General features: G+C 76.2%; 31 protein-coding genes. 15 read left to right on the top strand and 16 right to left on the bottom strand.

Annotated elements, in window-relative coordinates:
• Positions 1 to 24: 24 nt before the first annotated feature.
• The 4 genes from ACFO3M_RS15055 to ACFO3M_RS15040 all read left to right on the top strand — a co-directional run bounded on the left by ACFO3M_RS15055 (position 25) and on the right by ACFO3M_RS15040 (position 3,123).
• Positions 25 to 1,035, top strand: coding sequence for an aldo/keto reductase (locus ACFO3M_RS15055; RefSeq protein ID WP_387990267.1), 1,011 nt, complete (start codon positions 25 to 27; stop codon positions 1,033 to 1,035).
• A complete protein-coding gene (locus ACFO3M_RS15050; protein ID WP_387990264.1) occupies positions 1,032 to 1,535 on the top strand; it encodes an XdhC family protein in 504 nt (167 codons plus the stop codon). The genes ACFO3M_RS15055 and ACFO3M_RS15050 overlap by 4 nt, the downstream gene beginning before the upstream one ends.
• Entirely contained in the window at positions 1,532 to 2,848 is a 1,317-nt protein-coding gene (locus ACFO3M_RS15045; protein WP_387990262.1) for an FGGY family carbohydrate kinase, read from the top strand. Before ACFO3M_RS15050 ends, ACFO3M_RS15045 begins: the two co-directional genes overlap by 4 nt.
• Before the next feature lie 86 nt (positions 2,849 to 2,934).
• Positions 2,935 to 3,123: a hypothetical protein gene (locus tag ACFO3M_RS15040; RefSeq protein ID WP_387990259.1), complete on the top strand. Its 189-nt coding sequence runs from the start codon at positions 2,935 to 2,937 to the stop codon at positions 3,121 to 3,123.
• Between the two features lie 48 nt (positions 3,124 to 3,171).
• Here ACFO3M_RS15040 and hisN read toward each other — a convergent pair whose 3' ends face one another.
• A complete protein-coding gene (hisN, locus tag ACFO3M_RS15035) occupies positions 3,172 to 3,981 on the bottom strand; it encodes a histidinol-phosphatase (RefSeq protein ID WP_387990256.1) in 810 nt (269 codons plus the stop codon).
• Between the two features lie 22 nt (positions 3,982 to 4,003).
• Positions 4,004 to 4,180 carry a DUF2795 domain-containing protein gene (locus ACFO3M_RS15030; RefSeq protein ID WP_387990253.1) on the bottom strand — a complete coding sequence of 59 codons (177 nt, stop codon included), beginning with the start codon at positions 4,178 to 4,180 and terminating at the stop codon, positions 4,004 to 4,006.
• A gap of 54 nt (positions 4,181 to 4,234) precedes the next feature.
• Between ACFO3M_RS15030 and ACFO3M_RS15025 the strand changes: the two genes are divergently transcribed.
• The gene (locus tag ACFO3M_RS15025) at positions 4,235 to 4,771 is read left to right on the top strand and encodes a DUF2087 domain-containing protein (protein WP_387990250.1); all 537 of its coding nucleotides are present in this window, start codon (positions 4,235 to 4,237) and stop codon (positions 4,769 to 4,771) included.
• A 94-nt stretch (positions 4,772 to 4,865) separates the two neighbouring features.
• The gene (locus ACFO3M_RS15020; RefSeq protein ID WP_387990247.1) at positions 4,866 to 5,492 is read left to right on the top strand and encodes a hypothetical protein; all 627 of its coding nucleotides are present in this window, start codon (positions 4,866 to 4,868) and stop codon (positions 5,490 to 5,492) included.
• Here the strand turns inward: ACFO3M_RS15020 and ACFO3M_RS15015 are convergent.
• The 4 genes from ACFO3M_RS15015 to ACFO3M_RS15000 form a co-directional block, all read right to left on the bottom strand.
• Positions 5,489 to 5,920 carry a VOC family protein gene (locus ACFO3M_RS15015; protein WP_387990244.1) on the bottom strand — a complete coding sequence of 144 codons (432 nt, stop codon included), beginning with the start codon at positions 5,918 to 5,920 and terminating at the stop codon, positions 5,489 to 5,491. The genes ACFO3M_RS15020 and ACFO3M_RS15015 overlap by 4 nt on opposite strands.
• Positions 5,921 to 5,934: 14 nt before the next feature.
• Positions 5,935 to 6,831 carry a ribosome small subunit-dependent GTPase A gene (rsgA, locus tag ACFO3M_RS15010; protein ID WP_387990241.1) on the bottom strand — a complete coding sequence of 299 codons (897 nt, stop codon included), beginning with the start codon at positions 6,829 to 6,831 and terminating at the stop codon, positions 5,935 to 5,937.
• A gap of 116 nt (positions 6,832 to 6,947) precedes the next feature.
• Positions 6,948 to 8,228: a 3-phosphoshikimate 1-carboxyvinyltransferase gene (gene aroA, locus ACFO3M_RS15005; RefSeq protein WP_387990238.1), complete on the bottom strand. Its 1,281-nt coding sequence runs from the start codon at positions 8,226 to 8,228 to the stop codon at positions 6,948 to 6,950.
• A gap of 50 nt (positions 8,229 to 8,278) precedes the next feature.
• Positions 8,279 to 9,742: an NAD-dependent succinate-semialdehyde dehydrogenase gene (locus tag ACFO3M_RS15000; protein ID WP_387990235.1), complete on the bottom strand. Its 1,464-nt coding sequence runs from the start codon at positions 9,740 to 9,742 to the stop codon at positions 8,279 to 8,281.
• Positions 9,743 to 9,887: 145 nt separating this feature from the next.
• Here ACFO3M_RS15000 and ACFO3M_RS14995 point away from each other — a divergent pair, with 145 nt between their 5' ends.
• Both ACFO3M_RS14995 and ACFO3M_RS14990 read left to right on the top strand, forming a co-directional pair.
• Positions 9,888 to 10,634: an SOS response-associated peptidase gene (locus ACFO3M_RS14995; protein ID WP_387990232.1), complete on the top strand. Its 747-nt coding sequence runs from the start codon at positions 9,888 to 9,890 to the stop codon at positions 10,632 to 10,634.
• Positions 10,635 to 10,708: 74 nt separating this feature from the next.
• Positions 10,709 to 12,205 carry a fused MFS/spermidine synthase gene (locus ACFO3M_RS14990; RefSeq protein ID WP_387990229.1) on the top strand — a complete coding sequence of 499 codons (1,497 nt, stop codon included), beginning with the start codon at positions 10,709 to 10,711 and terminating at the stop codon, positions 12,203 to 12,205.
• 80 nt (positions 12,206 to 12,285) lie between these two features.
• On the opposite strand, the gene ybaK is transcribed toward ACFO3M_RS14990, so the two are convergent.
• On the bottom strand, positions 12,286 to 12,759 hold the full coding sequence (ybaK, locus tag ACFO3M_RS14985; RefSeq protein ID WP_387990226.1) for a Cys-tRNA(Pro) deacylase: 474 nt from the start codon (positions 12,757 to 12,759) through the stop codon (positions 12,286 to 12,288).
• Positions 12,760 to 12,979: 220 nt separating this feature from the next.
• Here ybaK and ACFO3M_RS14980 point away from each other — a divergent pair, with 220 nt between their 5' ends.
• Positions 12,980 to 13,696, top strand: a complete 717-nt coding sequence (locus ACFO3M_RS14980) for a sigma-70 family RNA polymerase sigma factor (protein ID WP_387990223.1) — start codon at positions 12,980 to 12,982, stop codon at positions 13,694 to 13,696.
• Positions 13,693 to 14,031: a mycothiol system anti-sigma-R factor gene (gene rsrA / locus ACFO3M_RS14975; protein ID WP_387990220.1), complete on the top strand. Its 339-nt coding sequence runs from the start codon at positions 13,693 to 13,695 to the stop codon at positions 14,029 to 14,031. The genes ACFO3M_RS14980 and rsrA overlap by 4 nt, the downstream gene beginning before the upstream one ends.
• A gap of 92 nt (positions 14,032 to 14,123) precedes the next feature.
• On the opposite strand, the gene ACFO3M_RS14970 is transcribed toward rsrA, so the two are convergent.
• A complete protein-coding gene (locus ACFO3M_RS14970) occupies positions 14,124 to 14,198 on the bottom strand; it encodes a 50S ribosomal protein bL37 (protein ID WP_014377707.1) in 75 nt (24 codons plus the stop codon).
• 166 nt (positions 14,199 to 14,364) lie between these two features.
• Between ACFO3M_RS14970 and ACFO3M_RS14965 the strand changes: the two genes are divergently transcribed.
• On the top strand, positions 14,365 to 15,414 hold the full coding sequence (locus ACFO3M_RS14965; RefSeq protein ID WP_387990217.1) for a biotin carboxylase N-terminal domain-containing protein: 1,050 nt from the start codon (positions 14,365 to 14,367) through the stop codon (positions 15,412 to 15,414).
• 63 nt (positions 15,415 to 15,477) lie between these two features.
• Positions 15,478 to 15,702 carry a biotin/lipoyl-binding carrier protein gene (locus tag ACFO3M_RS14960; protein ID WP_387990214.1) on the top strand — a complete coding sequence of 75 codons (225 nt, stop codon included), beginning with the start codon at positions 15,478 to 15,480 and terminating at the stop codon, positions 15,700 to 15,702.
• A gap of 16 nt (positions 15,703 to 15,718) precedes the next feature.
• On the opposite strand, the gene ACFO3M_RS14955 is transcribed toward ACFO3M_RS14960, so the two are convergent.
• Positions 15,719 to 16,513 carry an esterase/lipase family protein gene (locus tag ACFO3M_RS14955; protein ID WP_387990211.1) on the bottom strand — a complete coding sequence of 265 codons (795 nt, stop codon included), beginning with the start codon at positions 16,511 to 16,513 and terminating at the stop codon, positions 15,719 to 15,721.
• A 111-nt stretch (positions 16,514 to 16,624) separates the two neighbouring features.
• Between ACFO3M_RS14955 and ACFO3M_RS14950 the strand changes: the two genes are divergently transcribed.
• Positions 16,625 to 18,187, top strand: coding sequence for a WS/DGAT/MGAT family O-acyltransferase (locus ACFO3M_RS14950; RefSeq protein ID WP_387990209.1), 1,563 nt, complete (start codon positions 16,625 to 16,627; stop codon positions 18,185 to 18,187).
• Positions 18,188 to 18,193: 6 nt separating this feature from the next.
• Here the strand turns inward: ACFO3M_RS14950 and ACFO3M_RS14945 are convergent, their stop codons facing one another.
• Complete coding sequence (locus ACFO3M_RS14945) at positions 18,194 to 18,700, bottom strand: GNAT family N-acetyltransferase (protein ID WP_387990206.1); 507 nt, start codon at positions 18,698 to 18,700, stop codon at positions 18,194 to 18,196.
• A gap of 43 nt (positions 18,701 to 18,743) precedes the next feature.
• On the opposite strand from ACFO3M_RS14945, the gene ACFO3M_RS14940 reads away from it, so the two are divergent.
• The gene (locus tag ACFO3M_RS14940; protein ID WP_387990204.1) at positions 18,744 to 20,243 is read left to right on the top strand and encodes a sensor histidine kinase; all 1,500 of its coding nucleotides are present in this window, start codon (positions 18,744 to 18,746) and stop codon (positions 20,241 to 20,243) included.
• A 144-nt stretch (positions 20,244 to 20,387) separates the two neighbouring features.
• Here ACFO3M_RS14940 and ACFO3M_RS14935 read toward each other — a convergent pair whose 3' ends face one another.
• A complete protein-coding gene (locus tag ACFO3M_RS14935; protein ID WP_387990201.1) occupies positions 20,388 to 20,636 on the bottom strand; it encodes a WhiB family transcriptional regulator in 249 nt (82 codons plus the stop codon).
• Positions 20,637 to 20,940: 304 nt separating this feature from the next.
• Positions 20,941 to 21,963, bottom strand: coding sequence for a diacylglycerol/lipid kinase family protein (locus ACFO3M_RS14930; RefSeq protein ID WP_387990198.1), 1,023 nt, complete (start codon positions 21,961 to 21,963; stop codon positions 20,941 to 20,943).
• Between the two features lie 81 nt (positions 21,964 to 22,044).
• Between ACFO3M_RS14930 and ACFO3M_RS14925 the strand changes: the two genes are divergently transcribed.
• Positions 22,045 to 22,518 (top strand): hypothetical protein, encoded by a 474-nt coding sequence (locus tag ACFO3M_RS14925; protein WP_387990195.1) that lies wholly within the window; start codon positions 22,045 to 22,047, stop codon positions 22,516 to 22,518.
• A gap of 11 nt (positions 22,519 to 22,529) precedes the next feature.
• Here the strand turns inward: ACFO3M_RS14925 and ACFO3M_RS14920 are convergent, their stop codons facing one another.
• From ACFO3M_RS14920 to ACFO3M_RS14905, 4 genes are read right to left on the bottom strand one after another with little or no spacing between them, the layout of a single operon-like run.
• A complete protein-coding gene (locus ACFO3M_RS14920) occupies positions 22,530 to 23,315 on the bottom strand; it encodes an HAD-IIA family hydrolase (RefSeq protein ID WP_387990193.1) in 786 nt (261 codons plus the stop codon).
• Between the two features lie 4 nt (positions 23,316 to 23,319).
• Positions 23,320 to 23,811, bottom strand: a complete 492-nt coding sequence (locus ACFO3M_RS14915) for a GNAT family N-acetyltransferase (RefSeq protein ID WP_387990190.1) — start codon at positions 23,809 to 23,811, stop codon at positions 23,320 to 23,322.
• Complete coding sequence (gene pssA, locus ACFO3M_RS14910) at positions 23,808 to 24,638, bottom strand: CDP-diacylglycerol--serine O-phosphatidyltransferase (RefSeq protein ID WP_387990187.1); 831 nt, start codon at positions 24,636 to 24,638, stop codon at positions 23,808 to 23,810. Before pssA ends, ACFO3M_RS14915 begins: the two co-directional genes overlap by 4 nt.
• 10 nt (positions 24,639 to 24,648) lie before the next feature.
• Complete coding sequence (locus tag ACFO3M_RS14905) at positions 24,649 to 25,338, bottom strand: phosphatidylserine decarboxylase (RefSeq protein ID WP_387990184.1); 690 nt, start codon at positions 25,336 to 25,338, stop codon at positions 24,649 to 24,651.
• Positions 25,339 to 25,381 lie beyond the last annotated feature (43 nt).

Here is a 25,381-nt window from a genome sequence, read left to right as displayed (position 1 = left end):
CGCGGCGGGACGAGGATGCGGGGCATGACTGCTCCCGCCGGTACCCGCACGCTCGGCCGGAACGGCCTGGTCGTCTCCGCCCTCGGCCTGGGCTGCATGGGCATGAGCCAGATGTACGGCGCCGCCGACCGCGACGAGTCGATCGCGACGGTCCACCGCGCGCTCGACCTCGGCATCACCTTCCTGGACACCTCCGACGTCTACGGCGACGGGCACAACGAGGAGCTGGTCGGCGAGGCGATCCGCGGTCGGCGCGACGAGGTGCAGCTGGCGACGAAGTTCTCGCTGCGGCGCAACGACCGCGGGGGCATGGACATCGACGGCCGGCCGGAGAACGTGCGCGCCTGCGCCGAGGCCAGCCTGCGCCGGCTCGGCGTCGAGGTGATCGACCTGTACTACCAGCACCGGGTGGACCCCCGCGTGCCGATCGAGGACACCGTCGGGGCGATGGCCGAGCTCGTGCAGCGGGGCGAGGTCCGGTACCTCGGCCTGTCGGAGGCGTCGGCCGCGTCGGTCCGCCGGGCGGTGGCCGTGCACCCGATCGCGGCGCTGCAGAGCGAGTGGTCGCTGTGGACCCGGGACCTCGAGACCGAGGTCCTGGGCGTCGCCCGCGCGGCGGGCATCGGCATCGTGCCGTTCAGCCCGCTCGGCCGCGGGTTCCTCACCGGCGCGATCACCAGCCCCGACGACTTCGCCGACGACGACTGGCGGCGCACCCACCCGCGGTTCACCGGGGAGGCGTTCGCGGCGAACCTGCGCCTGGTCGACGCCGTCCGCGCGATGGCCGGGGAGAAGGGCTGCACGCCCGGGCAGCTGGCGCTGGCCTGGGTGCTCGCGCAGGGCCCCGACGTCGTCCCGATCCCCGGCACCAAGCGGCGGTCCTACCTGGAGGAGAACGCCGGCGCGCTCGCCGTGGAGTTGTCGGCCGACGACCTCGCCCGGCTCGGCGAGATCGCCCCGCCCGGGGTCGCCGTCGGCGGCCGGTACGCCGACGCCGGGTACGCCTACGGCGACAGCCCGGAGCGCGCCGCGTGAGCGACCCGGCGTGCGGTGTCGCGCACGGGGCACCGGCCGCCCCCGCGACCGACCGGGTGCTGGTGGCGGTGTTCGCCTCCCCGGTGGCCGAGGTGCTGCTGCGCTGGGGCGCCGAGCTCGGCTTCCGCACCGCGCTGGTCGACCCGGCCGGCGGGGACGGCACCCGCTCGCTGGCCGACCTCGAGGACGCCCTCGACCTCGACCGGGCCGACGTCGTCGTCACCGACCACCACCGCCCCGAGCTCGGTGAGGTGCTGCGCGACGCGCTGGCCCGCCGGGTCCGCTGGGTCGGCGTCATGGGCAACCCGCGGCACCAGGGCCCGCACGTGGCGGCGCTGGCCGCGCTCGGCGTCCCGCCGGAGGAGGTGGCCCGGGTGCACCGGCCGATCGGGCTGGACATCGGCTCCCGCGCGCCGGCGGAGATCGCGCTGAGCACGCTGGCCGGGCTGCTGGCCGACCGCACCGGCCGCTCCGGCGGGTTCGCGCACGGCCCGCGGTGAGCGCCGTCCTGCTCGGCGCCGACCTCGGCACCAGCGGGCTCAAGCTCGTCGCGCTCGGCGAGGACGGCGGCACCGTCGCCGAGACCGAGGCCGGCTACCACGTGGACAGCCCGCGGGAGGGTTGGGCCGAGTGCGCCGTCGGCACCTGGCGGGCGGCGTTCGACGACGCGCTCGCCCGGCTGCTGCCCGCGCTGGGCGGCCGGCCGGTGGCCGGGCTGGGCCTGTCCGGCCAGATGCACGGCACGGTGCTCGTCGACGACGCCGGCGCCGCGCTCGCGCCCGCGGTGCTGTGGCCGGACCGGCGGGCCGCCGCGGAGGTCCGCCGGTGGCGGGCGCTGCCGGCTCCCGACCGCGCCGCGCTGGCCAACCCGCTGGTGCCGGGCATGACCGGCCCGGTGCTGGCCTGGCTGGCGGCGCACCGGCCCGACCTGGTCGACCGCGCCGCGGCCGTCCTGCTGCCCAAGGACGCCCTCCGCGCCACCCTGCTGCCCGGCACCGACCCGCGGGTCACCGACCGCAGCGACGCCTCGGCCACGCTGCTGTGGGACGTCGTCGCCGACGGCTGGTCCGCCGCCGCGCGGGCCGCGGCCGGGGTGCCGCCGGGCCTGCTCCCGGCGGTGCGGCCCTCGGCGGAGGTGGCCGGGACGGCGGTGCTCGGCGGGGCGGAGGTCCCGGTCGTCGTCGGCGGCGGGGACACGCCGCTGGCGCTGCTCGCGGCCGGCACGACCGCCGGGCTGCAGGTCAACCTCGGCACCGGCGCGCAGGTGCTGCGGCCCGGCTGGACGCCCGCACCGGCCGACGACCCGCCGGTGCACGGCTACGCCGACGCCGAGGGCGGCTGGTACGCGATGGCCGCGCTGCAGAACGGCGGCTCGGCGTGGACCTGGGTGGCCGGCGTGCTCGGCGTCCCGCCCGCCGACCTGTTCGACCTGGCCGCGACGTCGCCCCCGGGGGCCGGGGGAGCGGTGTTCCGGCCGTTCCTCACCGGCGAGCGCGGCGGGGTGGCCGGGCCGGAGGACCGTGCCGGCTGGTCGGGCCTGGGCGCCGGCACCACCCGCGCCGACCTCGCCCGGGCCGCCGTCGAGGGGGTGCTGTCGGCCGTCGCCGCGGCGGCCGCGCTGCTCGGGGAGGTGCCCGGGGGCCCCGTCGTCCTGACCGGGGGCGGGGGACGCGCGCCGCTGGTGCGGGAGACCCTCGCCGGCCTGCTGGGCCGGCCGGTGAGGTACCTGCCGCTGCGCAGCGCGTCGGCGGTCGGGGCGGCGCTGCTCGCCGGGCGCGGCACCGGCCTGCCGGTCGAGCCGCGGCGGGCCTGACCGGCCGCATGGAACGGTGCCGGCCCGGGCACCGTTGACCGGGACGGAGGGCCCAGGACGGGCCCCGGCGAGAGGAGGCACGCGAGATGGCGTCGGTGTTCGACAAGGTGGCCCAGTTCGCCCGCAGCCCGAAGGGTCAGCAGACCCTCAAGCAGGTGTCGGCCAAGGCCCAGCAGCTGGCGAAGGACCCCAAGACCAAGGCGCGGATCGACGACGCCCGTCGCCGGTTCACCGGTGGCCGCGGCACCGGCGGCGGCCCGCGCCCCACGGCGTAGCCCCGGACACGGAGGCCCCTCCCCGGGATCGGGGAGGGGCCTCCGTCGTCACCGGGCGGCGGGGTCGGGCAGGCGCAGGTGCGCCAGCGCGGCGTCGTGCAGCACGCCGTTGGTGGCGAGGGCGCTGCCGCCGGCCGGCCCGTCGGCGCCGGTGAGGTCGGTGAACCGCCCGCCGGCCTCGCGCACGATGACGTCGAGCGCGGCGAGGTCCCACAGCGACACCTCGGGCTCGCAGGCGACGTCGACCGCGCCCTCGGCCAGCAGCACGTAGCTCCAGAAGTCGCCGTAGGCGCGGGTGCGCCACACCGACCGCGTGAGGTCGAGGAAGCCGTCGAGCAGGCCGCGCTCCTCCCAGCCGGACAGGCTGGAGTAGGACAGGCTCGCGTCGCCGAGGTCGGTGATGCCGGAGACGTGGCACCGGGTGGCCGACTCCAGCCGCCGCCCGGTCCAGGCCCCGACGTCCTTGGCCGCCCACCAGCGGCGGTTGAGCGCCGGCGCCGAGACCAGGCCGACGACCGCCTCGTCGCCGTCGAACAGCGCGATGAGGGTCGCCCACACCGGCACGCCGCGGACGAAGTTCTTCGTCCCGTCGATCGGGTCGAGCACCCAGCGCCGCGGGCCGTGGCCGGTGACGCCGAACTCCTCGCCGAGCACGGCGTCGCGGGTGCGGGCCCGGGCGAGGGTGATGCGCAGCTGCTCCTCGACGGCGCGGTCGGCGTCGGTGACCGGCGTCAGGTCCGGCTTGGTCTCGACGGCGAGGTCGAGGGCCCGGAACCGCTCCATGCTGATGGAGTCCGCCTGGTCGGCCAGCACGTGCGCCAGGTGCATGTCCCCCGTGAAGTCCCGGCCCGGTGTCATGGGCACCGAACCTAGCGGGCGGTCAGTCGAAGACCGCGGCACTGACGCCGCTGGGCCCCTCGTACTCCCGGTCCGCGATCTTCTGCAGCGCGTCCAGGACCTCCGCGTCGGCGCCCTTGGCGTGCTCGAGGATCTGCTCCTTGCTGGCGGGGTAGTCCAGGCCCTTGAGGGCCTTCTGGAGGTCGATGGGGCTCACCATGCCGGTGCCGCTACCCCCGCCCACGTGCTGCGATGCACGGATACCGTCGAGGGGATGGACGCGGCGACGATCGTGGGGCTCCTGGCCGACCCCACGCGGCTGAAGGTGGTGGCGGCCCTGGCGCTGGGCGCCGGGACGATCGAGGACGTCGCCGCGGCCTCGGGGCTGTCGCTCAAGGACGTCGCGCTCGCCGCCCGCCGGCTCGCCCGGGCCGGGCTGGTCCGCCGCGACGGGCACGTCCTCGAGCTGCTGACCGACCGGTTCGGCGCCGCCGCCCGCGCCGCGGCGGAGGCGGCACCGGCGCCGGAGCCGCTGTCGGACGACCCGGCCGAGTCCGCGGTGCTCGCCGCGTTCATCCGCGACGGCCGGCTGACCACCATCCCGGCGCAGCAGAGCAAGCGGCGCCTGGTGCTCCAGCACGTGGTGCGGGTGTTCGACGTCGGCGTCCGCTATCCCGAGCGCGAGGTCAACGCGCTGCTGGCGGTCTGGCACCCTGACACCGCCGCGCTGCGCCGCTACCTGGTCGACGAGGGGCTGCTCTCCCGCGAGGCCGGCCTCTACTGGCGGACCGGCGGCTGGGTCGACGTCTAGTCCTCCTGCCGACGCTCGTGCTCTGCACACCCCTGTGGGCCGAGCACGACCGTCCGCGGGACAGGTGCCCCGGCCGGGGACCACACTGCCGGGTGTGCCCGACGCCGACGCCTTCCGCGCGCTCGCCCGGTCCTCCCCGGACCGGTGGACGACGCTGCGGTTCACCGAGCGCCGGCGCCGCGGGTGGACGTGGTCCGAGCCGGTCCGCGCCTGGCTGCGCCGGCCGGACCGGCTCCGGGTCGAGGACGCCGCCTGCCGGCTGCTCGGCGTCGTCCGGGAGGCCGGCGCGGGCGAGGACCCGATGTGGCAGGACTACCGCTGGGTGGCCGAGCTGCGGCCGCGGGAGCTCGCCGACGGCGTCGACCCGGACACCGGGGCGCCCGCCGGGCCGGCGCTGACCGTCGACGGCCTGCGCGAGGTCGAGCACGCCGGCCGCCCGGCCTGGGAGGCGCTGGTCGTGCCCACCGACCGGTACGAGCCGCGCTGCGGCTGCTGCCCGCTGCTGCGCAGCCGCCGGGTCGACGAGCTCGAGTGGGGGAGCGTCCCGGAGGGCGTGGAGTACCCGACCGCGCACCTCGTCCGGCTCGACCTGCGGACCGGCGTGTGCGTGTGGGCGGAGGCGCTGGACGGCACCCACGCGGGCGAGACGCACGACCTGCGCATCGAGGCGGTCGACGAGCCGGTGCCCGACGGGCTGTTCGCGCGTCCCGGACGGGGCTAGCCGAGCCGGACGGTCCCGTCGGCGTCGACCGACCAGCCGGGGTTGTGCCCGATCTCCCAGACGACACCGTTGGGGTCGCGCACCAGCGCGTGGAAGACGCCGCCGAAGGCACCCTCCTCGGGCGGGGTGAGCACGGTGCCGCCCGCGGCGGCCATCCGCTCGCACAGCGCGGCGACGGCGTCGCGGTCGCCGACGTTGTGCGCCAGTGTCAGCCCGGACACCTCCGGCCGGGCGGGCCCGGTGCCGAGGTCCCGGGCGAACTGCGCCGTCTCGAAGAAGGCCAGCACCGTGCCCGGCGCGACCTGGAAGAAGACGATCTCGCCGGGCACGTCGAGCAGCGGCGTCCAGCCGAGTCCCTCGACGTAGAACCGTCGCGCGGCGTCGAGGTCGGCGGTGGCCAGCGTGAGGAAGTGGACCCGCTGCTCCACGGAGGCTCCTCTCCTCAGTGACCGGGGCCGAGCTGGCCCACGGCGTCCAGCAGCCGCCGCACGCTGGCCAGCCGCTCGGCGCGGCCGGGCGGGCCGTCGGCCGCCCAGGCGTCCAGCGCGCAGTCGGGGTCGTCGGCGGAGTGCCCGCACCCGGGCGGGCAGTCGACGGCGGCCTCGGCGAGGTCGTCGAAGGCCGCGACGACGTCGTCGGCGGTGACGTGCGCCAGGCCCAGGGAGCGGATGCCGGGGGTGTCGACGATCGTGCCGCCGCCGGGCAGGTCGAACAGCACCGCCGACGACGACGTGTGCCGCCCCTTGCCGATCTTCGTCACCTCGCCGGTGGCCCGGCCGGCCTCGGGCACCAGCCGGTTCACCAGGGTCGACTTGCCCACGCCCGACTGGCCCACGAACACGCTGGTGCGCCCCTCCAGCCGCTCGAGCAGCGGGTCCAGCGGCGTCTCCCTGGACACCGCCACCGCGCCGACGTCCAGCCCGGCGTACCGGTCCAGCAGCGCCTGCGGGCTGGCCAGGTCGGTCTTGGTCAGGCAGAACAGCGGCTCCAGCCCGCCGGCGTAGGCGGCCACCAGGCAGCGGTCGAGGAACCCCAGCGCCGGGTCGGGGTCGGTCACCGACGTGACGACGACGAGCTGCTCGGCGTTGGCCACCACGACCCGCTCGGTGGGGTCGGTGTCGTCGGCGGTGCGCCGCAGCGACGTCGTCCGCTCCTCGATGACGACGATCCGGGCGAGGGCGTCGGGCCGGCCGCTGGTGTCGCCGACCAGCCGCACCCGGTCCCCGACGACGACGCCGTGCCGCCCCAGCTCCCGGGCGCGCATCGCGGTCACCTCGAGCGGGGCGCCGTCGGGACCGGGGATCCGGACGGTCATCCGGCCGCGGTCGACCGCGATCACCAGGCCGGGGACGGCGTCGGCGTGCGCCGGCCGGGTGCGGGTGCGCGGGCGGGAGCCGCGCCGGTTGGGCCGGACCCGGACGTCGTCCTCGTCCGAGCGGCTGTCGTGGCGGCGGCTCAGGAGGCCACCCCCGCGGTCGCGGCGAGCATGCCCGCCCAGCGCTCGCGGAAGTCCGGCAGCGTCTTGGTGACCGCCTCGGGCCCGGAGACCCGCACGCCGTCGACGGCCAGGCCGAGGACGGCGGCGGCGTGCACCATGCGGTGGTCGGCGTAGGAGTCCAGCAGCGCCGCCCGGAGCGGGCCCGGCTCGACCTCCAGGCCGTCGGGCAGCTGGCGCACGCGGGCGCCGACGGCGGTGAGCACCTCGTCGAGGGCCTGGATGCGGTCGGTCTCGTGGCCGCGCAGGTGGGCGATGCCGGTCAGGCGGGAGGGCCCGTCGGCCAGCGCGCACAGCGCGGCGAGCACCGGGGTCAGCTCGCCGACGTCGCCCAGGTCGGCGACCAGCGGGGCGATGCGGCCGGTGCCGGTGACCCGCAGGCCGTCCGGCGTCCGCTCGACCTCGGCGCCCATCGCGCCCAGCAGCGCGTCCAGCTGCGCGCCGGGCTGGGTGGTGGCCGCCGGCCAGTCGGGCACGGTGACCCGCCCGCCGGTGACCAGCGCCGCGGCGAGGAAGGGCGCGGCGTTGGACAGGTCGGGCTCGACGACGCGGTCCAGCGCCGCGAGCGGGCCGGGGGCGACCCGCCAGCCGCGGTCGGTGGCGACGACGTCGGCGCCGTGCTCGCGCAGCGCGGCGACGGTCATCTCCACGTGCGGCATCGACGGCACCCCGCCGGCCAGGGCGAGGTCGATCCCGTCGGTGAACCGGGCGGCGGCCAGCAGCAGCCCCGAGACGATCTGCGAGGACTCGCTCGCGTCGACGGTCACCGCCCCGCCGCGGACCGCGCCGGTGCCGTGCACGGTGAACGGCGCCCGGCCGCGGCCGCCGTCGTCGACCTCGACGCCGAGGTCGCGGAGCGCGGCGATCAGCCCGGCGTTCGGGCGCTCGCGCAGCCGCGGGTCGCCGTCGAGCCGGACCGGGCCGTCGGCGAGGGCGGCCACCGGCGGCAGGAAGCGCAGCACGGTGCCGGCCAGCCCGGCGTCGACCTCCGCCGGGCCGCGCAGCCGCGCGGGGGTGACCAGCCAGTCGGCGCCGTCCTCGGCGATCCCGACGCCGAGCGCGCGCAGGCCGGCGGCCATGAGGTCGGTGTCGCGGGCCCGCAGCGGGCGCACGACGCGGCTCGGGCCGTCGGCGAGCGCCGCGAGGACCAGCGCCCGCGCGGTGATCGACTTGGACCCGGGCAGCGGGACGACCGCGTCCACGGGGGTCGGGCGGTGCGGCGTCGTCCAGACCTGGCTCACGGGGGACCATCCTGCCCGGTCCGGACGACGCCGCTCACGCTCGGCCCGCCCTAGCCGGCCTGCGGCTTCTCGGCCTTCTTGGCCGGCACGGTGCGCAGGAGCCGCCGGTTGGCGAACTCGAACATCGCCAGCTCGGAGAGCTCGCGGCCGTAGCCCGACCGCTTGATCCCGCCGAAGGGCAGCTCGGGGGAGGAGCCGGTGGGCTGGTTGATCCAGACCATCCCGGCCTCGATCCGCTCGGCCACCGCCCGCGCGCGGTCGAGGTCGCTGCTCATCACGGTCGCGCCGAGCCCGTAGACGCTGTCGTTGGCGAGGGCGACGGCCTCGTCGGCGTCCTTGACCCTGTAGACGACGGCGGCTGGCCCGAAGAGCTCCTCGTGGTACGCGCGCATCTCGGGCGTCACGTCGGTCAGCAGGGTCGGCTCGACGAACGCGCCCGGCAGGTCGGGGCGGCCACCACCGGCGAGCACGGTGGCGCCCTTGTCGACGGCGTCCTGGATCTGGGCGTGCAGGTCCTTCGCGGCCTGCTCCGACGACAGCGGCGCCAGCGTCGTGTCCGGGTCCGCCGGGTCGCCGGGGGAGAAGGTGGAGAACGCCTGCCGCAGGCCGGCGACGAACGGCTCGTAGGCGTCCTCGGTGACGATCAGCCGCTTGGCGGCGATGCACGCCTGGCCGGTGTTCTGCATCCGGCCGGTGGTCGCGGCCTTGACCGTGGCGCCGACGTTCTCGGCGTCCAGGACGATGAACGGGTCGCTCCCGCCGAGCTCGAGCACCGACTTCTTCAGGTGCTTGCCGGCCAGGGCGCCCACCGCGCTGCCGGCGCGCTCGCTGCCGGTCAGGGTCACGCCCGCGATGCGCGGGTCGGCGATGACCTGCTCGACGTCGGCGATGCGCAGGAAGGTGTTGGTGAAGACGCCCTCGGGGGCGCCGGCGTCGGTGAACAGCTGCTCGATGGCCTGCGCGCACTGCGGGACGATCTCGGCGTGCTTGAGGATCACGGTGTTCCCGAGCACGAGGTTCGGGCCGGCTACGCGGACGACCTGGTAGTAGGGGTAGTTCCACGGCTCGATGGCCAGCAGCGCGCCCACCGGCTGCGTCTCGACGACGGCCTCGCCCTTGCCCAGCAGCGGCTGGATCGGGGTGGGCTGCAGGAAGGCCGGGCCGTTGTCGGCGTAGTAGTTGAGGATCATCGAGCACAGGAACAGCTCGCCGGCGGCCTCCTCGCGGCGCTTGCCCATCTCCTTCGTGGCGAGCGCGGCCAGCTCGTCGCGGCGCTCGTCCATCAGCTCCGCCGCGCGACGGACGACACCGGCGCGCTCCTCGACCGTGCGCTGCCGCCACTCCTGGTAGGCGGCGTGCGCGGTCCCGATGATCCCGTCGATGGCCTCGGTGGGCGTGAAGTCGAACTCCTTCTCGGTCTCCCCGGTGAAGGGGTCGACCGTCGCGTAGCGCCGCTCGGCGGACTCGCTCGCGGTCTTCGGCTGCTGCTGCGGGGGGTTCTGGGTCGCGGTCACTCGCGTGATCCTCGTCTCTGCTCGCCGGGGTCTGCACCCCGGGCCTACCCGGGGTCCGGCGGGGCACTCCCGCTGTCCCCGGTCCCGCCTAGAGTCGGTCCCGCGGGCCCGTCCCGGGCCGGCCCGACAGCCGGGAGGACCAGCCATGTGCGGTCGCTACGCCGCCACCCGCCGTCCCGAGGACCTCGTCGTCGAGTTCGAGGCAGTCCCCGCGGAGGGGCAGGAGCCGCTGCGGGCCGACTACAACGTCGCGCCGACCAAGGACGTCTACGTGGTCCGCACCAAGCGCGAGCGCGACCCGGAGGGCAGCCCCACCGGCGCCGGGCACCGCGAGCTTCGCTCCGTCCGCTGGGGCCTGGTGCCCTCCTGGGCCAAGGACGTCTCGGTCGGCAACCGGCTGCTCAACGCCCGCGTCGAGTCGCTCACCGAGAAGCCGGCCTTCCGCTCGGCCGCCCGCTCCCGCCGGTGCCTGGTCCCGGCCGACGGCTGGTACGAGTGGCAGAGGAAGCTCGACTCGCCCGGCAAGCAGCCGTTCTTCATCACCCCCGCCGACGGGTCGGTGCTGGCCATGGCCGGGCTCTACGAGGTGTGGGGCAAGGGCGAGGACCGGCTCTACACCTGCACGGTGGTCACCGCGCCCGCCGTCGGCGCGCTCGCCGAGATCCACGACCGGATGCCGCTGGTGCTGCCGCGCGAGCGCTGGGCCGACTGGCTCGACCCGGCCCGCGACGACGTCGAGGCGCTGGCGGAGCCGACCCCGCCGTCGCTGGTCGAGGGGCTGGAGCTGCGCCCGGTGAGCCCCGCGGTGAACAACGTCCGCAACAACGGCGCCGAACTGGTCGCCCGCGTCGAGGGCACCAGCGCCCCGGCCGACCAGCCCGCGCTCTTCTGAGGAGCCGTCCCCTGAGCGAGCGCGCGTCCGCCGTCGTCCCGTCCGACCCGCCCGCCGAGACGCCCACCGGGCCCGTGCTGCCCGGCTGGGTGGCCGCCGGGGTCACCTTCCTCGCCTCCGGCGCGGTGCTCGTGCTGGAGATCGTCGGGCTGCGGCTGATCGCCCCCTACGTGGGCATCACGCTGCAGACCAACACCGCGGTCATCGGCTTCGCGCTGGCCGCGATCGCGGTCGGCGCCTGGGCCGGGGGCGCCACCGCCGACCGCCGCGACCCGCGCGGGCTGATCGCGCCGCTGCTGGTCGCCGGCGGGGCGCTGGTGATCGCCGTCCTGCCGCTGGTGCGCTTCACCGGGTCGTTCCTCACCGGTCCCGACGCCGGGGCCGTGCTGCTGCTGGCCGCCGTCGCCATCGTGGTGCCCGCGACGCTGCTGTCGGCGGTGCCGCCGATGGTGGTGAAGCTGCAACTGGCCAGCCTGGCCGAGACCGGGTCGGTGGTCGGGAAGCTGTCGGGCATCGGCACGCTCGGCGGGATCGCGGCCACCTTCGCCACCGGCTTCGTGCTCGTCGCGGTCTTCCCCAGCAGCGGCATCCTCGTCGGCACCGGGCTCGTGACCGTCGTCGCCGGCGTCGCCGTGTTCCTGCTGCTCCGGCGCCGGTCGCCGGGTGGGGCGGGGCGCGTGCCGACGGCGCTGCTGCTGCTCGCCGTCGCCGGGTCGCTGCTGGCGGCGGTCGCGCCGACGCCGTGCGAGGAGGAGACCTCCTACCACTGCGCCCGCGTGGTGGCCGACCCCGAGCGGGAGACCGGCCGGGTGCTGGTGCTGGACACGCTGCGGCACAGCTACGTCGACCTCGCCGACCCGACGTACCTGGAGTTCCAGTACGTCCGGGCGATCGCCGCGGTCACCGACGTCCTGGCCCCCGCGGGGCAGCCGCTGTCGGCGCTGCACCTTGGCGGCGGCGGCGCGACGGTGCCGCGCTACCTCGCCGAGGTGCGTCCCGGCACCGAGAGCCTGGTGCTCGAGGTCGACCCCGGCGTCGTCGCGATCGACCGCGAGCAGCTGGGCCTGGAGACCTCGCAGCAGCTGCGGGTGCGGGTCGGCGACGCCCGCGTGGGGCTGGCCGCCGAGCCCGCCGGCACCCGCGACCTCGTCGTCGGCGACGCCTTCGGCGGCCTGTCGGTGCCGTGGCAGCTGACCACCGTGGAGGCGCTGGAGCTGGTCGAGCGGGCGCTCACCGACGACGGCGTGTACGTCGCCAACCTCATCGACCACCCGCCGCTGGGCTTCGTCCGCGCGGAGCTGGCCACGATGCGCGCGGTGTGGCCGCACGTGCTGCTGCTCGCCCGCGCCCCGGTGCTGGCCGGAGAGGACGGCGGCAACGTCGTCGCGGTCGCCTCGCACCGGCCGCTGGACGAGGCCGCGCTGGCGGGGGCGCTGCTGGCGCAGGACTCCGCCTGGCAGGTCGCCTCGGACGGGGAGGTGGCCGCCCTCGCGGGCGACGCGCAGGTGCTCACCGACGACGCCGCGCCGGTCGACCAGCTGCTCACCCCCTACGGCGCCCCCGGCTCGTAGTCGGTGAGTTCTCCGCGATCACGGCGCCGCGACCACACCGCGGGGCCGGATCGTGGTCACGGCGCCGTGATCGCGGGACCTCAGCGGCCGATCGGGGCGGTGCGGGCGCGGGTCAGGCGGACCAGGTCGGCCGGTGGCAGCTCCACCTGCAGCCCGCGCCGGCCGGCGCTGACCATCACCGTCGCGAAGCCCAGCGCCGAGTCGTCGACCACGGTGGGCAGCGCCTTGCGCTGGCCGAGCGGGCTGATCCCGCCGAGGACGTAGCCGGTGGTGCGCTCGGCGTCGGCCGGGTCGGCCATCGCCGCCTTGCGCCCGCCCGCCGCGGCGGCCAGTGCCTTGAGGTCGAGGGTGCCGCTCACCGGGACGACGGCGACGGTGAGCGTGCCGTCGACGCGGGTGACCAGCGTCTTGAACACCTGGCGCGGGTCGGCGCCGAGAGCGGCCACCGCGGCCTCGCCGTGGCCCTGGTCGCCGGGGTGCTCGGGGTCGTAGGGGTGCAGGGTGTGCGCCACCCCGGCCTTCTCCAGGGCCCGCACCGCGGGGGTCGCCGCCACGGCGGGGGACTGTATCCAGCGGTCGCGCGGACCGCCGCCGACTTCCCGCGGCCGGGGAATGAGCCTCCCGGCGGGCGCCGTTGCAGGGACCGTGAGCAGCACCGTCTCCAGCGCCCGCACGCGGGCCCCGCGCCGGCGGCCCCCGGGCCGGCCCGACGCCGCGCGACTAGGATCGACCGACGTGGCAGCCCGCCTCCGGGCGCCGCAGAGAGGACGGTCGGTGCCTGAGGAGACCCCGGGCGGGAACCCCGCCGTCGAGCCGGTCGAGACCCCGCGCGAGCAGGTGGTCGGGGCTCCGGTGGAGGTGCCCGAGGCCCGCGAGGGGGGCAGCCGCACCGAGGTCGCCGAGACCCGCGCGGAGCGCGACGCCCGCTTCGAGCGGGACGCGCTGCCCTACCTCGACCAGCTCTACCCGGCGGCGCTGCGGATGACCCGCAACCCCGCCGACGCCGAGGACCTGGTCCAGGAGACGTTCGTCAAGGCCTACTCCGCGTTCCACCAGTTCGCCGAGGGCACGAACCTCAAGGCCTGGCTGTACCGGATCCTGACCAACACCTACATCAACAGCTACCGCAAGAAGCAGCGGCAGCCGCAGCAGTACCCCACCGACCAGGTGCAGGACTGGCAGCTGTACGCGGCCGAGGAGCACAGCTCCAGCGGGCTGCGCTCGGCCGAGATCGAGGCGCTGGACCACCTGCCGGACTCCGACATCAAGGAGGCCCTGCAGCAGCTGCCCGAGGACTTCCGGCTGGCGGTGTACCTCGCCGACGTCGAGGGCTTCGCCTACAAGGAGATCGCCGAGATCATGGGCACGCCCATCGGCACGGTGATGTCCCGGCTGCACCGTGGCCGGCGGGGCCTGCAGAAGCTGCTGGCCGACTACGCCCGTGAGCGCGGGTTCGTCCGCGCCGGAGCCGGTGAGGAGGGGCGGTCGTGAGCACCGAGCAGGAGCGTCCGGTCGAGATCACCTCGTGCGACGACGTCCTGTCGCACGTCTTCGAGTTCCTCGACCGCGAGACCGACGACGCCCGCCGCGCCGTCATCGCCGAGCACCTCGAGGACTGCTCTCCGTGTCTGCGGCAGTTCGGCATCGAGCAGGAGTTCAAGGCGCTGGTCCGCCGCCGCTGCGGCGGTGACCCGACGCCGTCGGGCCTGCGTGATCGGATCAAGATGCAGCTGACCACCGTCTCCTTCGAGGAGGGTGGCACGCAGATCAGCGTGGAGAGGGTCCGCACCGAGGTCGTCCGGACCGACTGGTCCGAGCAGGACTGACACCCGTACCGACGACCCCATACCGACGACGACGCCCCGCCCCGGTCCTCCGGGTGCGGGGCGTCGTCGTGTCCGGCCCGTCAGGGCCGTCCTCAGGCGTTGGGGCGCTTGCCGTGGTTGGCCTTGTTCCCCTTGCGGGAGCGCCGCTTGCGTCCACGCTTGGACATCGCTGCCCTCCTCTCGTCGTCGTGGTCCGGAGTGTCCGAGGTCGTACCCAGGGTCCCACAGCGGGTGAGGAGGCCCCCGCCCGGTGGCGTGGGTGTCGGCGGTGCGGGGCACGATGGCAGGGAGACCGGGCGGACGGCCCGGCGCGGGGACGGGAGGCCGGAGAGCGTGGCCCAGCACGGGATCGAGAGCGTGCTCGTGGCGGGGCGGGGACCCGCGGCGTGCGCGGTCATCGCGGCCTGCTCCCGGCTCGACGTGAAGTCGGTGGCCGTCTACTCCGAGGCCGAGCGCTCGGCCCGGCACGTGCGCCTGGCCGACGACGCGGTGCTGCTCGGCCCGGCGCCCGCGGCGGAGTCCTACCTCGCCGTCGACCGGATCGTGGAGGCCGCCCGCCGCAGCGGCGCCCGCGCCGTGCTGCCCGTGCCGCCGGCGCTGGCCGGCAACGCCGCGCTGGCCGGGGAGGTCGCCGCCGCGGGGCTCACCTGGGTCGGCCCGCCCGCCGAGGTGCTCGAGCGGCTCGGCGGCGACGGCGTGGAGCCGGCCAGCGAGCACGGCCTGCTCGCCGTCGTCACCGAGGACGGGCTGCGCTTCCCGACGGCGGTCGCCCGCGACCGGGCGGCGGGCATCGCCCGGGTGTCCTGGACGCCCGACCCCACCGGCGACGTGCCGCCCGGCGCCAAGCGGCTGGCCGAGGTCGGCTGGCGCGGGCTGGTCACCGTCGGCGTCGCCGAGGACGGCGAGCTGGGGGAGGTCGCGGCCGGCTTCTCGCTCGACATGGCCGTGCTCGAGCGGGCGCACCGGGTGGACGCGGTCGACCTCGCGCTGGCCGCGGCGGTGGGCCGCCGCGCGCCGCGCCGCCGCAGCCCCGACGAGCACCCGCCGCGGGCCGCGGTCGCCGTCCAGCTGCGCTCGACGCTGCCGCCGGGTCGGGCCGGCCGGGTGACCGGCACCCTGCCCTCGGCGGGCCGGCTGCGCGGCACGGCCGGGCGGACGGAGGTGGTCGCGGTCAGCGGCTACGACCCGGGCGACCGGCTCGACGGCTGGTACGACGCCCTGCTGGCCACCGTGAGCGCCGGGGCGCCCGACACCGCCACCGCCGCGCGGGCGGCCGCCGCCGCGCTGTCCGGGCTGCCCGAGACCGGCGTCCCGCACGACGGCGAGGAGGTCTGCGCGGTGCTGCACCGGCTGGCCGAGGGGGACCTCGCGCCCGGCTCGTGAGCGACGGCCGGGTCCCGGGGGCCCGTGCTTGGATGGGGGCTCCGCTCAGCGAGGAGGTGCCGCGTGGCAGTCGAGGAGATCCACGCCGAGATGGTCTCCAGCGTCTGGAAGGTGCTGGTGAGCCCGGGCAGCGAGGTCTCCGCGGGGGACACCCTGGTGATCCTCGAGTCGATGAAGATGGAGATCCCCGTGCTCACCGAGCGCGCCGGCGTCGTGCAGGAGCTGCACGTCGTCGAGGGCGAGGTGCTGCAGGAGGGCGACCTCATCGCCACCGTCGCCGACGCCTGACCGCCGTCCGGCGGGCTCAGGTCGCCCGGCGGGCCAGCTCGCCCAGGCGGTCCCCGAGCAGCCGGTACACCCCCGGGTGCACGCTCATGCCGACGTGGCTGGAGTCGACCTCGACGTTCTCGGCGTCGGGGTCCAGGCAGGCGTGCCAGTCGACGACCCAGTCGCTGCGCGAGTAGACCGAGAGGTACGGCACCCCGGCGGGGAAGGGGCGGGCCAGGTCCTCGGCCAGCTCTCCGGCGCACCCGCCGTCCAGGCAGTCGTCGCGGAAGAGCCCGGGCATCCCCGCGCTGCCCAGCGCGGCGACCAGCCGCACCTGCGCGGCCACCAGCGGGTTGATCGCCATGTGGTCGACGTTCGGGCTGCCGAGCGTGGCGATCCCGGCGACCCGGTCGGGCCGGCGCATCGCCACGAGCTTGGCGAACAGCCCGCCCCGGCTCTGGCCGACGACCGCCGCCGGCCGGCCCGTCCGGTCGGTGAACTCGACCAGGCGGCGCTCCAGGCGCTCCACCGCCAGGCGGGTGCAGTCCACGTTGACCCGGATCTGCGAGGTGCACGTCCGGTAGCCCCGGGCGCGCAGCCAGCGCTCCAGCACCGACAGCGACGGGTCCCCGGCGAGGAAGCCGGGCACCAGCAGGACCGGCAGGCCGCCGCCGTGCGGGACGCCGTGCCCCCGCCACACCGGGGAGCGGGCCAGTGCCGCCGCCTCGCGCCACGGCCGCTGCGCGGCGAGCAGCGCCGCCACCGGGGACGCCCCGATCCACGGGGGAGCCTCCCGGTCCGGTGTCCGGGAGGGGTGCGCCGTCGTCTGCATGTCGGGTCCTCGCTCCTCGACGGTCCGGTGCAGGAGAGTGTGACCCCTGACACACTGATCCACACGGCCGGGGCGCGGCACCCCGCCGTCCCCCCGAGGAGGCCAGCGGACGTGAAGCAGCTGTCGGGCCTGGACGCGACGTTCCTGCACCTCGAGACGTCCGCGCAGTTCGGGCACGTCTCGAGCCTGTCCATCTACTCCCGCCCGGACGACCCCGACTACCGGCCCTACGACGCGTGGCGGGCGCAGTTGGAGCAGCGGCTGCACCTGCTCGAGCCGCTGCGCCGGCGCCTGGTCGAGGTGCCCCTGGGCCTGGACCACCCGTACTGGATCGCCGACCCGGCCTTCGACCTGGACTTCCACGTCCGGCACACGGCCGTCCCGCCGCCCGGCAGCGACGACCAGCTCGCCGCGCTGGCCGCGCGCCTGGTCTCCCGGCCCCTGGACCGGCGCAAGCCGCTGTGGCTGTCCTACGTCATCGAGGGCCTGGCCGACCGCCGCTTCGCCGTCCTGACGATCGTCCACCACGCCACCATCGACGGGGCCTCGGGCGTGGAGCTGATGACGCTGATGCTCGACGACACCCCCGAGGGCAGCCGGACGCCGCCCGAGGCCGGACCGTGGACGCCGGAGCGGCCGCCCGGGGACCTCGAGATGCTCGCGCGCGGGGCGCTCGGCCTCGCCCGCAAGCCGGCGCGCGGGGTGCTGCTCGCCGCGTGGAGCGCCCGCGAGATCGGCCGGGCCACGCGCAACCCGGTGCTGGTCCGCGCGGCGAATGACGTCCGCCGCAGCCTGCGCGGGCCGCTGGGCACCGTGCTCAACCTCGGCCGGCACCGCCCCGAGGAACCCGACCAGCCGCCGCCGGTGCCCAGCGTCCGGCCGCCGCGCACGCCGTTCAACGGGCCCATCACCCCGCACCGGAAGCTCGCCATCCGGTCGACGTCGCTCGACGTCGTCAAGCAGGTCAAGACCGCGCTGGGCGCCACCGTCAACGACGTCGTCATGGCCGCCTGCGCCGGTGGCCTGCGCACCTGGCTGGACCGGCGCGGGGCGCTGCCGTCGGACCCGCTGGTGGCGCTGGTGCCCGTCTCCGTGCGGACGGGGGAGGAGACCGACCGCTGGACCAACCGGGTGTCGATGCTCTCGGCCGTCCTGCCGACCGACGAGCCCGACCCCGTCCGCCGGGTCCGGCGCGTGCACGAGGCGATGAGCAGCAGCAAGGAGATCTTCTCCGCGCTGCCCGCCGAGCGGCTCACCGACTTCGCCGAGTTCCCGCCGCCGGCGGTCTTCGCGCGGGCGATGCGGCTCAGCGCCCGGCTGCGGCTGGGCTCCCGCCTGAGCCCGGGCAACCTCGTCATCTCCAACGTGCCGGGTCCGCGCACGCCGCTCTACGCCGCGGGCGCGCGGCTGGAGCACTACTTCCCGGTCTCGACGATCGTCGAGGGGCAGGGCCTCAACATCACGGTGCAGAGCTACCTCGACCGCCTGGACTGGGGCCTGGTGTCGTGCGCCGAGCTGCTCCCGGACGTCGACGTGCTGCTCCGCGACATCCTCGACGACCTGGACGCCCTCGCCGCCGCGGCCGGCGTGCAGGTGCCCGCGCCGGAGGCGGCCGCGCCCGCACCGCGCCGTCCCGCCCGGTCCCGCAGCGGCCCGGCCCGCGCCCGGCGCTGAAGCCGGTCAGAGGTCGCGGGCGTAGACCAGCAGGTCGATGCCGGGTCGCGGCGCCCAGTCCCGCTCGGGCAGCCGGGTGAAGCCGAGCCGGGCGTAGAGCCGGTGCGCGGCGGCCATCACCGGGTCGGTCGAGAGCAGCATCCGCCGCTTGCCGGCCGCGCGGGCCCGGCGCAGGCACTCGGTGACCAGCAGCTCCCCGACGCCGCGGCCGCGCGCCTCCGGGGCGACGACGAGCATCCGGAACGCCGCCTCCTGCGGCGACTCGGTGATCTCCCCGAAGTCGCCGTCGAGGACCAGCGCCACCGCGCCGACGACCCGGTCCCCGTCACGGGCGACCACCAGCTGCGACCGGGAGGCGCGGCCCGCGACGTCGGCCAGCTGCGGCAGGTACTCGTCGGAGGCCAGCCGCTCGTCCCGGTAGACGCCGACGGTCAGCGCCGCGATGGCCGGCCAGTCGGCGGGGACGGCGTCGTCGACGGTCACGGGCGGGGGGACGAGGGACGGTGCGGCCACGGGTGCCCAGCCTAGGCGGGCGCCCGACCTACCCTCGGGACCGATGAGCACCCTCTCCGAGCGCCTGCACCGCGGCGCGGCGACCGCCCCGTCGCAGGTCGACCACGCCCGCCGCCTGGTGGCCGACTGGCAGCTGCTGGCCGACCTGGCCTTCGCCGACCTCACCCTGTGGGTGCCGCTGCGCACCGGCGCGTGGTGGTGCGTGGCCCAGGTGCGCCCGCTCACCGCGCCGACCAGCCAGCCCGAGGACCTGGTCGGCAGCGAGGCCGACGGCCCCGACGCCGACCCGTTCCGGCTGGCGCACCGCGAGGGCCGGCCGGTGACCGAGGGGGAGCCGGACTGGTCCGGCGCCAGCCCGCGGCGGCGCGAGGTCATCCCGGTGCGGCACGACGGCGTCGTCGTCGCGGTGCTGGCCAAGGACACCAACCTCGCGGTGACCCGGTCGCCGTCGACGCTGGAGCTGACCTACCTCGACATCGCCGCCGACCTCTGCCTCATGGTCTCGGCCGGCACCTTCCCGCCGGAGAAGCTGCTCGACGCCGAGATGAGCCCGCGGGTGGGGGACGGGCTGGTCCGCCTGGACGCGGCCGGCCGCGCCGTCTACGCCAGCCCCAACGCCCTGTCGGCCTACCGGCGGCTCGGGGTGACCGGCGACCTGTTCGGCACGGACCTGGCGAAGGTGACGCGGGCGGCGTCGTCGGACCGGGTGGCGGGGGAGGCGGTGGCGGCCACCATCGCCGCCGCCGTGGCCGGGCGGTTCCCCGACCCGACCGACGTCGTGGGGCGGTCGGCGACGCTGCTGGTGCGCGCGCTGCCGCTGCAGGCGCCGGGCGCCGAGGAGGGCGCGCTGGTGCTGGTCCGGGACGTCACCGACCTGCGCGACCGCGACCGGGCGCTGCTGACCAAGGACGCGACGATCCGCGAGATCCACCACCGCGTGAAGAACAACCTGCAGACGGTCGCCGCGCTGCTGCGGCTGCAGGCCCGGCGGATGACCGAGCCGGCCGCGCGGGCGGCGCTGGAGGAGTCGGTGCGGCGGGTGGCCTCGATCGCCGTCGTCCACGAGACGCTCGCGGGCAGCCGGGAGGACGTGGTCGACGTCGACGACGTGCTCGACCAGGTGCTGCCGATGCTCGGCGACCTCACCTCGATCGGCCCGGCGGCGCGCACCCGGCGGGTGGGCGCCTTCGGCGAGCTGCCCGCGGCCACCGCGACGCCGCTGGTCATGGCGGTCACCGAGCTGCTGCACAACGCCGCCGAGCACGCCTTCCCGGCCGACGGTCAGCCCGGCTCGATCGAGCTGGTGGCCGAGCGCGACGGCGACGACCTGGTGGTGCGCGTCCGCGACGACGGCCAGGGGCTGCCGGAGGGGTTCGACCCGGCGGGGAGCGACGGCCTGGGCCTGCAGATCGTGCGGACGCTGGTGAGCAGCGAGCTCGGCGGGTCGCTGCTCATGCGGACGCCGGAGGAGCCGCCGGGTCCCGGCCGGCCGGGCACCGAGGTGGTCCTCGAGCTGCCCGGGGCGGGGCACCCCCGCCGTTAGGCGGGGCACCCCGCCGTCAGGGAGTGCCCGTCGCGGTGTCGGCCGGCAGGCAGACGTCGTCGCCGGAACGGCGCGAGGCCGGTCCCCGCCCGGGGGACCGGCCTCGCGCCGTTGCTCGGCCGGCGGGTGCCGGCAACTGCTGTGTCAGGCGCGGACGCGGGTGCGGGACTGACGGCGCTTGAGAGCACGCCGCTCGTCCTCGGACAGCCCGCCCCACACGCCGGAGTCCTGACCCGAGCGCAGAGCCCAGTCGAGGCAGGACTCGACGACCGAGCAGCGACGGCAGACCGCCTTCGCCTGCTCGATCTGCACGAGGGCGGGGCCGGTCGTCCCGATGGGGAAGAACAGCTCCGGGTCCTCGTCCCGGCAGAGCGCGCGGTGGCGCCAGTCCATGTCTGTGCACTCCTCGGTGTCGACTACATTGCTCGCAGATCGCTGACATCGGGCCGCATGCGCGGGCGCGACACCGGTTGCCCAGCGCCTCGTTCCAGCGACCGCCCACCGCTTGTTACCGGCAGGTTGCGTTCCTCTCGCGATGTTTTCACCTGAGGAACTCGTGTCAAGCGCACCGGGGCCCTGGGTCGACCCCTCGTGAGCAAGCTCACCACGGGCGTGCTAGGGGCGCCACTCGGCGGCGCGGTGGTGCACGACACAGGTCCCGAGGCGTGTCCTCCGGGCGCCGTGGGGGTTCCGCGCGCTAGGCGATGACGGAGAGCGCCGACGGCACCGACCGCACGCGCAGCCCGGTCGCCGTCCCGAGGTGGTCGCCGTCGAGCTGCCAGCCCTGCGGGCGCGACGCCCGCAGCTCGAAGCCGGCCAGGTCGTGCAGGCGGTGCACGCCGCGGCCGCGCGCGTCGGGGCGGCGGGCCAGCACCTGCCGGGTGGTGTGCAGCATCCGCAGCACGCCCATCCGGCCCAGGGCGAACACGTCGAGGCCCGCCTCGAAGGAGGCCTCGGGGCTCGGGTTGACCGGCCGGGAGCCCAGGTAGGTCCACGGGCTGACGTTCGACACCAGGCAGAGGAACAGCCCGTCGAGGTCGGGCGAGCCCGGGACGCACAGCGTCACGGCGGGACGGCGGCGCTCGCGGCCGAGGACGAACGCGCGGGTGGCCTCCCGGACGTAGAGCGCCCCGGTGGAGCGGCGGCCGCGCGCCCGCTGCGCCTCCACCCGGGCGATGACGTCGGCGTCGAAGCCCAGGCCGGCGGCGAAGACGAACCAGCGCGGGTCGGTCCAGCCGGGGTCGGCCGCGGCGTCGACCTCGGCGACGGCGGTTGCGACGCCCGGGTCGACCCCGCGCGCGGGCGCGGTGCTGGTGCCGGTGGCGCTGGCGGTGCCGAGGGAGACGCGGCGGGTGCGCCCGGCGCGCAGCGAGTCGAGGATCTCGCCGGTGGCCTCGACCGGGTCGCGGGAGCGGCCCAGGGCCCGGGAGAAGACGTTGGTCGAGCCGCCGGGGACGACGGCCAGCGTCGGCACGTGCTCACCCGGCCCGTCGGCCAGCAGGCCGTTGACCACCTCGTTGACGGTGCCGTCCCCGCCGAGCGCGACGACGACGTCGATCCCGTCGGCCAGCGCCTGCCGGCCCAGCTCCCGGGCGTGCCCGCGGTGGGTCGTCTCGGCGAGGTCCACCTTGAGCTCGCTGGCCAGCGCGCCGACCAGCACGTCCCGGACCCGCCCGGTGGTCGTCGTCGCCGCGGGGTTGGCCACCACGAGCGCACGCATGGGGTCAGGCTAGCCAGCACCCGGCCGCCCGACGGGCACGGACGGGGCCTCGCGTGACCGGTGACGCGTAGCCTCGCTCCTGTGACGGACGAGGACGCGACCCGCCGCCCCAGCCGGGCCGAGCGGCTCCTCGGCGGCGCCGCGCAGCCCTCCGCCCGACCGCCGCGGCCGGGTCGGCCGGAGGCCCCGCCCGCGGTCGTCCGGGCGGCGCTGGTGGCCGCGATCGAGGCGGCCCTGCTGATCGGCGGGGCGCTGGTCATCCTGTGGCTGACCCTCACCAGCGACCCCGACAGCGTGGCCCGCGCGCTGGCCGAGGTGGTCTACGTCGGCATCTTCGGCGCCGTCCTGGCCGCGGCCGCCGTGGGCCTGCGGCGGCTGTCGGGGTGGGCGCGGGGACCGGTCGTCGTCCTGCAGATCCTGCTCGGTCTGTTCGGCTACAGCACCGCGTTCCCCGGCGGCCAGCCGCTGCTGGGCATCCCGCTGATCGTGCTGGCGGTCGCCGAGCTGTACCTGCTGTTCACGCCCGAGGCGCGGCTGGCCTTCCTGGACCGCTAGACGACCGGGCGCTAGACCACGAGGTCGACGACGTCGGCGATCGAGTCGAGGACCCGGCTGGGCCGGAACGGGAAGCGGCCGACGTCGGCGGCGGTGGTCGAGCCGGTGAGCACGAGGATCGTCTCCAGGCCCGCCTCGATGCCGGCGACGACGTCGGTGTCCATCCGGTCGCCGATCATCACCGTGCTCTCCGAGTGCGCGTCGATCCGGTTCATCGCGCTGCGGAACATCATCGGGTTGGGCTTGCCGACGAAGTAGGGCTTGGCGCCGGTCGCCTCGGTGATCATCGCGGCGACCGACCCGGTGGCCGGCAGCGGCCCCTCCGGCGAGGGCCCGGTGACGTCGGGGTTGGTGGCGATGAACCGCGCGCCGGTGCCGATCAGCCGGATCGCCCGGGTGATCGCCTCGAACGAGTAGGTGCGGGTCTCGCCGAGGACGACGAAGTCCGGGTCGGTGTCGGTGAGGGTGTAGCCGGCCTCGTACAGGGCGGTGGTCAGCCCCGCCTCGCCGATGACGTAGGCCGAGCCGCCGGGCAGCTGGGTGGACAGGAAGTCCGCCGTCGCCAGGGCCGAGGTCCAGATGGAGGTCTCGGGCACCTGCAGGCCCGAGCGCGACAGCCGGGCGGACAGGTCGCGCGGGGTGAAGATCGAGTTGTTGGTCAGGACGAGGAAGCGGCGGTCCTGGTCCACCAGCCGGGCGAGGAACTCGGCGGCGCCCGGGAGGGCCTGGCCCTCGTGCACGAGGACGCCGTCCATGTCGGTCAGCCAGCACTCCGCGGGGCCGCGCTCGATGGTCACCGCGTCAGCCTGCCGCATCGCGCCGGTCGGCCGCGAAACCGGCCAGTGCCCGGTCGGTGAGCCGGAACACCGTCCACTCGTCCATGGGGACCGCGCCGGCGGCCCGGTAGAACGCGATCGAGGGCTCGTTCCAGTCGAGCACCGACCACTCCAGCCGGTCGTAGCCGCGCTCGACGCAGGTGGCGGCCAGGGTGCGCAGCAGCTCCCGGCCGAGGCCGCTGCCGCGGTGCCGCGGCTGCACGTAGAGGTCCTCGAGGTAGATCCCGTGCGTGCCGCGCCAGGTGGAGAAGTTGAGGAACCACAGCGCGGTCCCGACGACGGCGCCGTCGCGCTCGGCGACGTGCCCGAACAGCGCGGGGGAGTCGCCGAACAGCGCGGTGTGCAGCTGCTCCTCGGTGAGCCGCACCTCGTGCGCCGCCTTCTCGTACTCGGCGAGCTCGCGCACCAGGCCGACCACGGCGGGGACGTCGTCGGGACGGATCGGGCGGACCGTCACGTCAGCACCTCACGGAGGCGGGCCGGCACCAGCCGGGCGAGGGGGGACAGCAGGGGGACCAGGACCGGCGCCAGCAGGTAGCCGTAGGCGAGCACGCAGCCGGTGACGACGGGGACGGTGGCGAAGCCGATCACCAGCGCGACCGCCGCGGCGACCAGGCCGTAGGGCCGGCCGCTCTTCGGGCTGACCAGCGAGCGGAACGAGCGGAACCGGACGGTGCTGACCATGAGCAGCGCCGGGACGGCCACGATGAGCAGCACCCACAGCCGGTCGCGGCCCTGCATCTGGTCGCCGAAGGCGAACACCGAGGCCAGCACGACGCCGGCCGCGCCGGGGCTGGGCATGCCGGTGAAGTACCGCTTGTCCGCCGTCGGGTCGATGGTGGTGTTGAAGCGGGCCAGCCGGATCGCGGCGCACGCCACCCAGAGGAAGCACACGACCCAGCCCAGCGGGTCCCACTCGTCGCGGCCCTCGGAGAACAGCGTGAACGCCAGCAGCGCGGGGGCCAGGCCGAAGGACACCAGGTCGGCCAGCGAGTCGAACTGCAGGCCGAAGGCGCTCACCGCGCCGACCAGCCGGGCGACGGCGCCGTCGGTGATGTCGAACAGCACCGACAGGCCGATGAGCACCGCGGCGAGCGTGTACTGGCCGTGGATGGACACGAGGATGGCGGCGAAGCCGCACATCATGTTGCCCAGGGTGAACAGGCTGGGCAGGGTCGCCAGCGCGCGTCGGCGGCTGCCGCGCACCGACCCGCGGACGAACTCGACCGTGGCCGTGCGCCGCGTGGGGGTCGGCCGCCCCTCTCCCGAGGCGGTACTGGGCACCGCGGGCCCCTCAGCGCGCGGCGGGCCAGCGGGCGATGACGGTCTCCCCGCCGCGCACCCGCTGCCCCTTCCGCACGGTGAGCGTGCAGCCGGCCGGGACGAAGACGTCCATCCGCGAGCCGAACTTCATCAGGCCGAAGCGCTCGCCGGTGGCCAGCCGCCGGCCGACGCCGGTGCGCGTGACGATGCGGCGGGCCAGCACGCCGACCAGCTGCCGGAAGACGACGGTGCGCTCGCCCTCCGGGTGGTCCTCGCGCAGCCACAGCTCGCTGCGCTCGTTGCGGTGCGCCGACTCGGCGCGGTAGGCGGCCAGGAAGCTGCCCTTGCGGTAGGAGCTCTCGACGACCTCGCCGCGGTAGGGCGAGCGGTTGACGTGCACGTCGACCACCGAGAGGAAGACGCTGACCTGCTGCCACCCGCCCTCGGGCTCGGGCTGGGGCGCGACCCCCTCCTGCGGCTCGCCGGCGACCATCACCACGCCGTCGGCGGGGGAGAGGACGACGTCGGCCGGCGGCTCCTCGCGGTCGCAGGCGCGCTCGGGGTCGCGGAAGAACAGGACCATGTAGGCCGACAGGGCGAGGAACGGCCACGCGGCGAGCCGCGCCCAGCGGCGCCCGCGGGCCGCGCCGGCAGCGGCCAGCAGCGCGGCCGGGGCCAGGGGTCCGGTGATGAAGGGCCACCCGGCCCGGTCGATGCGCATCGAGGTCCGACGGTACCGGGGGCGGCCGGGCGGCCCGTCCACC

The organism is Geodermatophilus arenarius, assembly GCF_042654585.1.
In the GTDB taxonomy this organism is placed as follows: domain Bacteria; phylum Actinomycetota; class Actinomycetes; order Mycobacteriales; family Geodermatophilaceae; genus Geodermatophilus; species Geodermatophilus arenarius.
The sequence above is the reverse complement of the archived record's forward strand: the minus strand, read 5'-3'. Positions and strand labels throughout refer to the sequence as shown.

What these genes read in the sequence shown, in the direction of transcription:
- ACFO3M_RS15055 (WP_387990267.1), top strand. Translation starts at nt 25, where the DNA reads ATGACTGCTCCCGCCGGTACCCGCACGCTCGGCCGGAACGGCCTGGTC.
- ACFO3M_RS15040 (WP_387990259.1), top strand. Translation starts at nt 2,935, where the DNA reads ATGGCGTCGGTGTTCGACAAGGTGGCCCAGTTCGCCCGCAGCCCGAAG.
- hisN (WP_387990256.1), bottom strand. Translation starts at nt 3,981, where the DNA reads ATGACACCGGGCCGGGACTTCACGGGGGACATGCACCTGGCGCACGTG.
- ACFO3M_RS15030 (WP_387990253.1), bottom strand. Translation starts at nt 4,180, where the DNA reads ATGGTGAGCCCCATCGACCTCCAGAAGGCCCTCAAGGGCCTGGACTAC.
- ACFO3M_RS15025 (WP_387990250.1), top strand. Translation starts at nt 4,235, where the DNA reads ATGGACGCGGCGACGATCGTGGGGCTCCTGGCCGACCCCACGCGGCTG.
- ACFO3M_RS14995 (WP_387990232.1), top strand. Translation starts at nt 9,888, where the DNA reads ATGTGCGGTCGCTACGCCGCCACCCGCCGTCCCGAGGACCTCGTCGTC.
- ACFO3M_RS14955 (WP_387990211.1), bottom strand. Translation starts at nt 16,513, where the DNA reads ATGCAGACGACGGCGCACCCCTCCCGGACACCGGACCGGGAGGCTCCC.
- ACFO3M_RS14940 (WP_387990204.1), top strand. Translation starts at nt 18,744, where the DNA reads ATGAGCACCCTCTCCGAGCGCCTGCACCGCGGCGCGGCGACCGCCCCG.
- ACFO3M_RS14935 (WP_387990201.1), bottom strand. Translation starts at nt 20,636, where the DNA reads ATGGACTGGCGCCACCGCGCGCTCTGCCGGGACGAGGACCCGGAGCTG.
- ACFO3M_RS14930 (WP_387990198.1), bottom strand. Translation starts at nt 21,963, where the DNA reads ATGCGTGCGCTCGTGGTGGCCAACCCCGCGGCGACGACGACCACCGGG.
- ACFO3M_RS14905 (WP_387990184.1), bottom strand. Translation starts at nt 25,338, where the DNA reads ATGCGCATCGACCGGGCCGGGTGGCCCTTCATCACCGGACCCCTGGCC.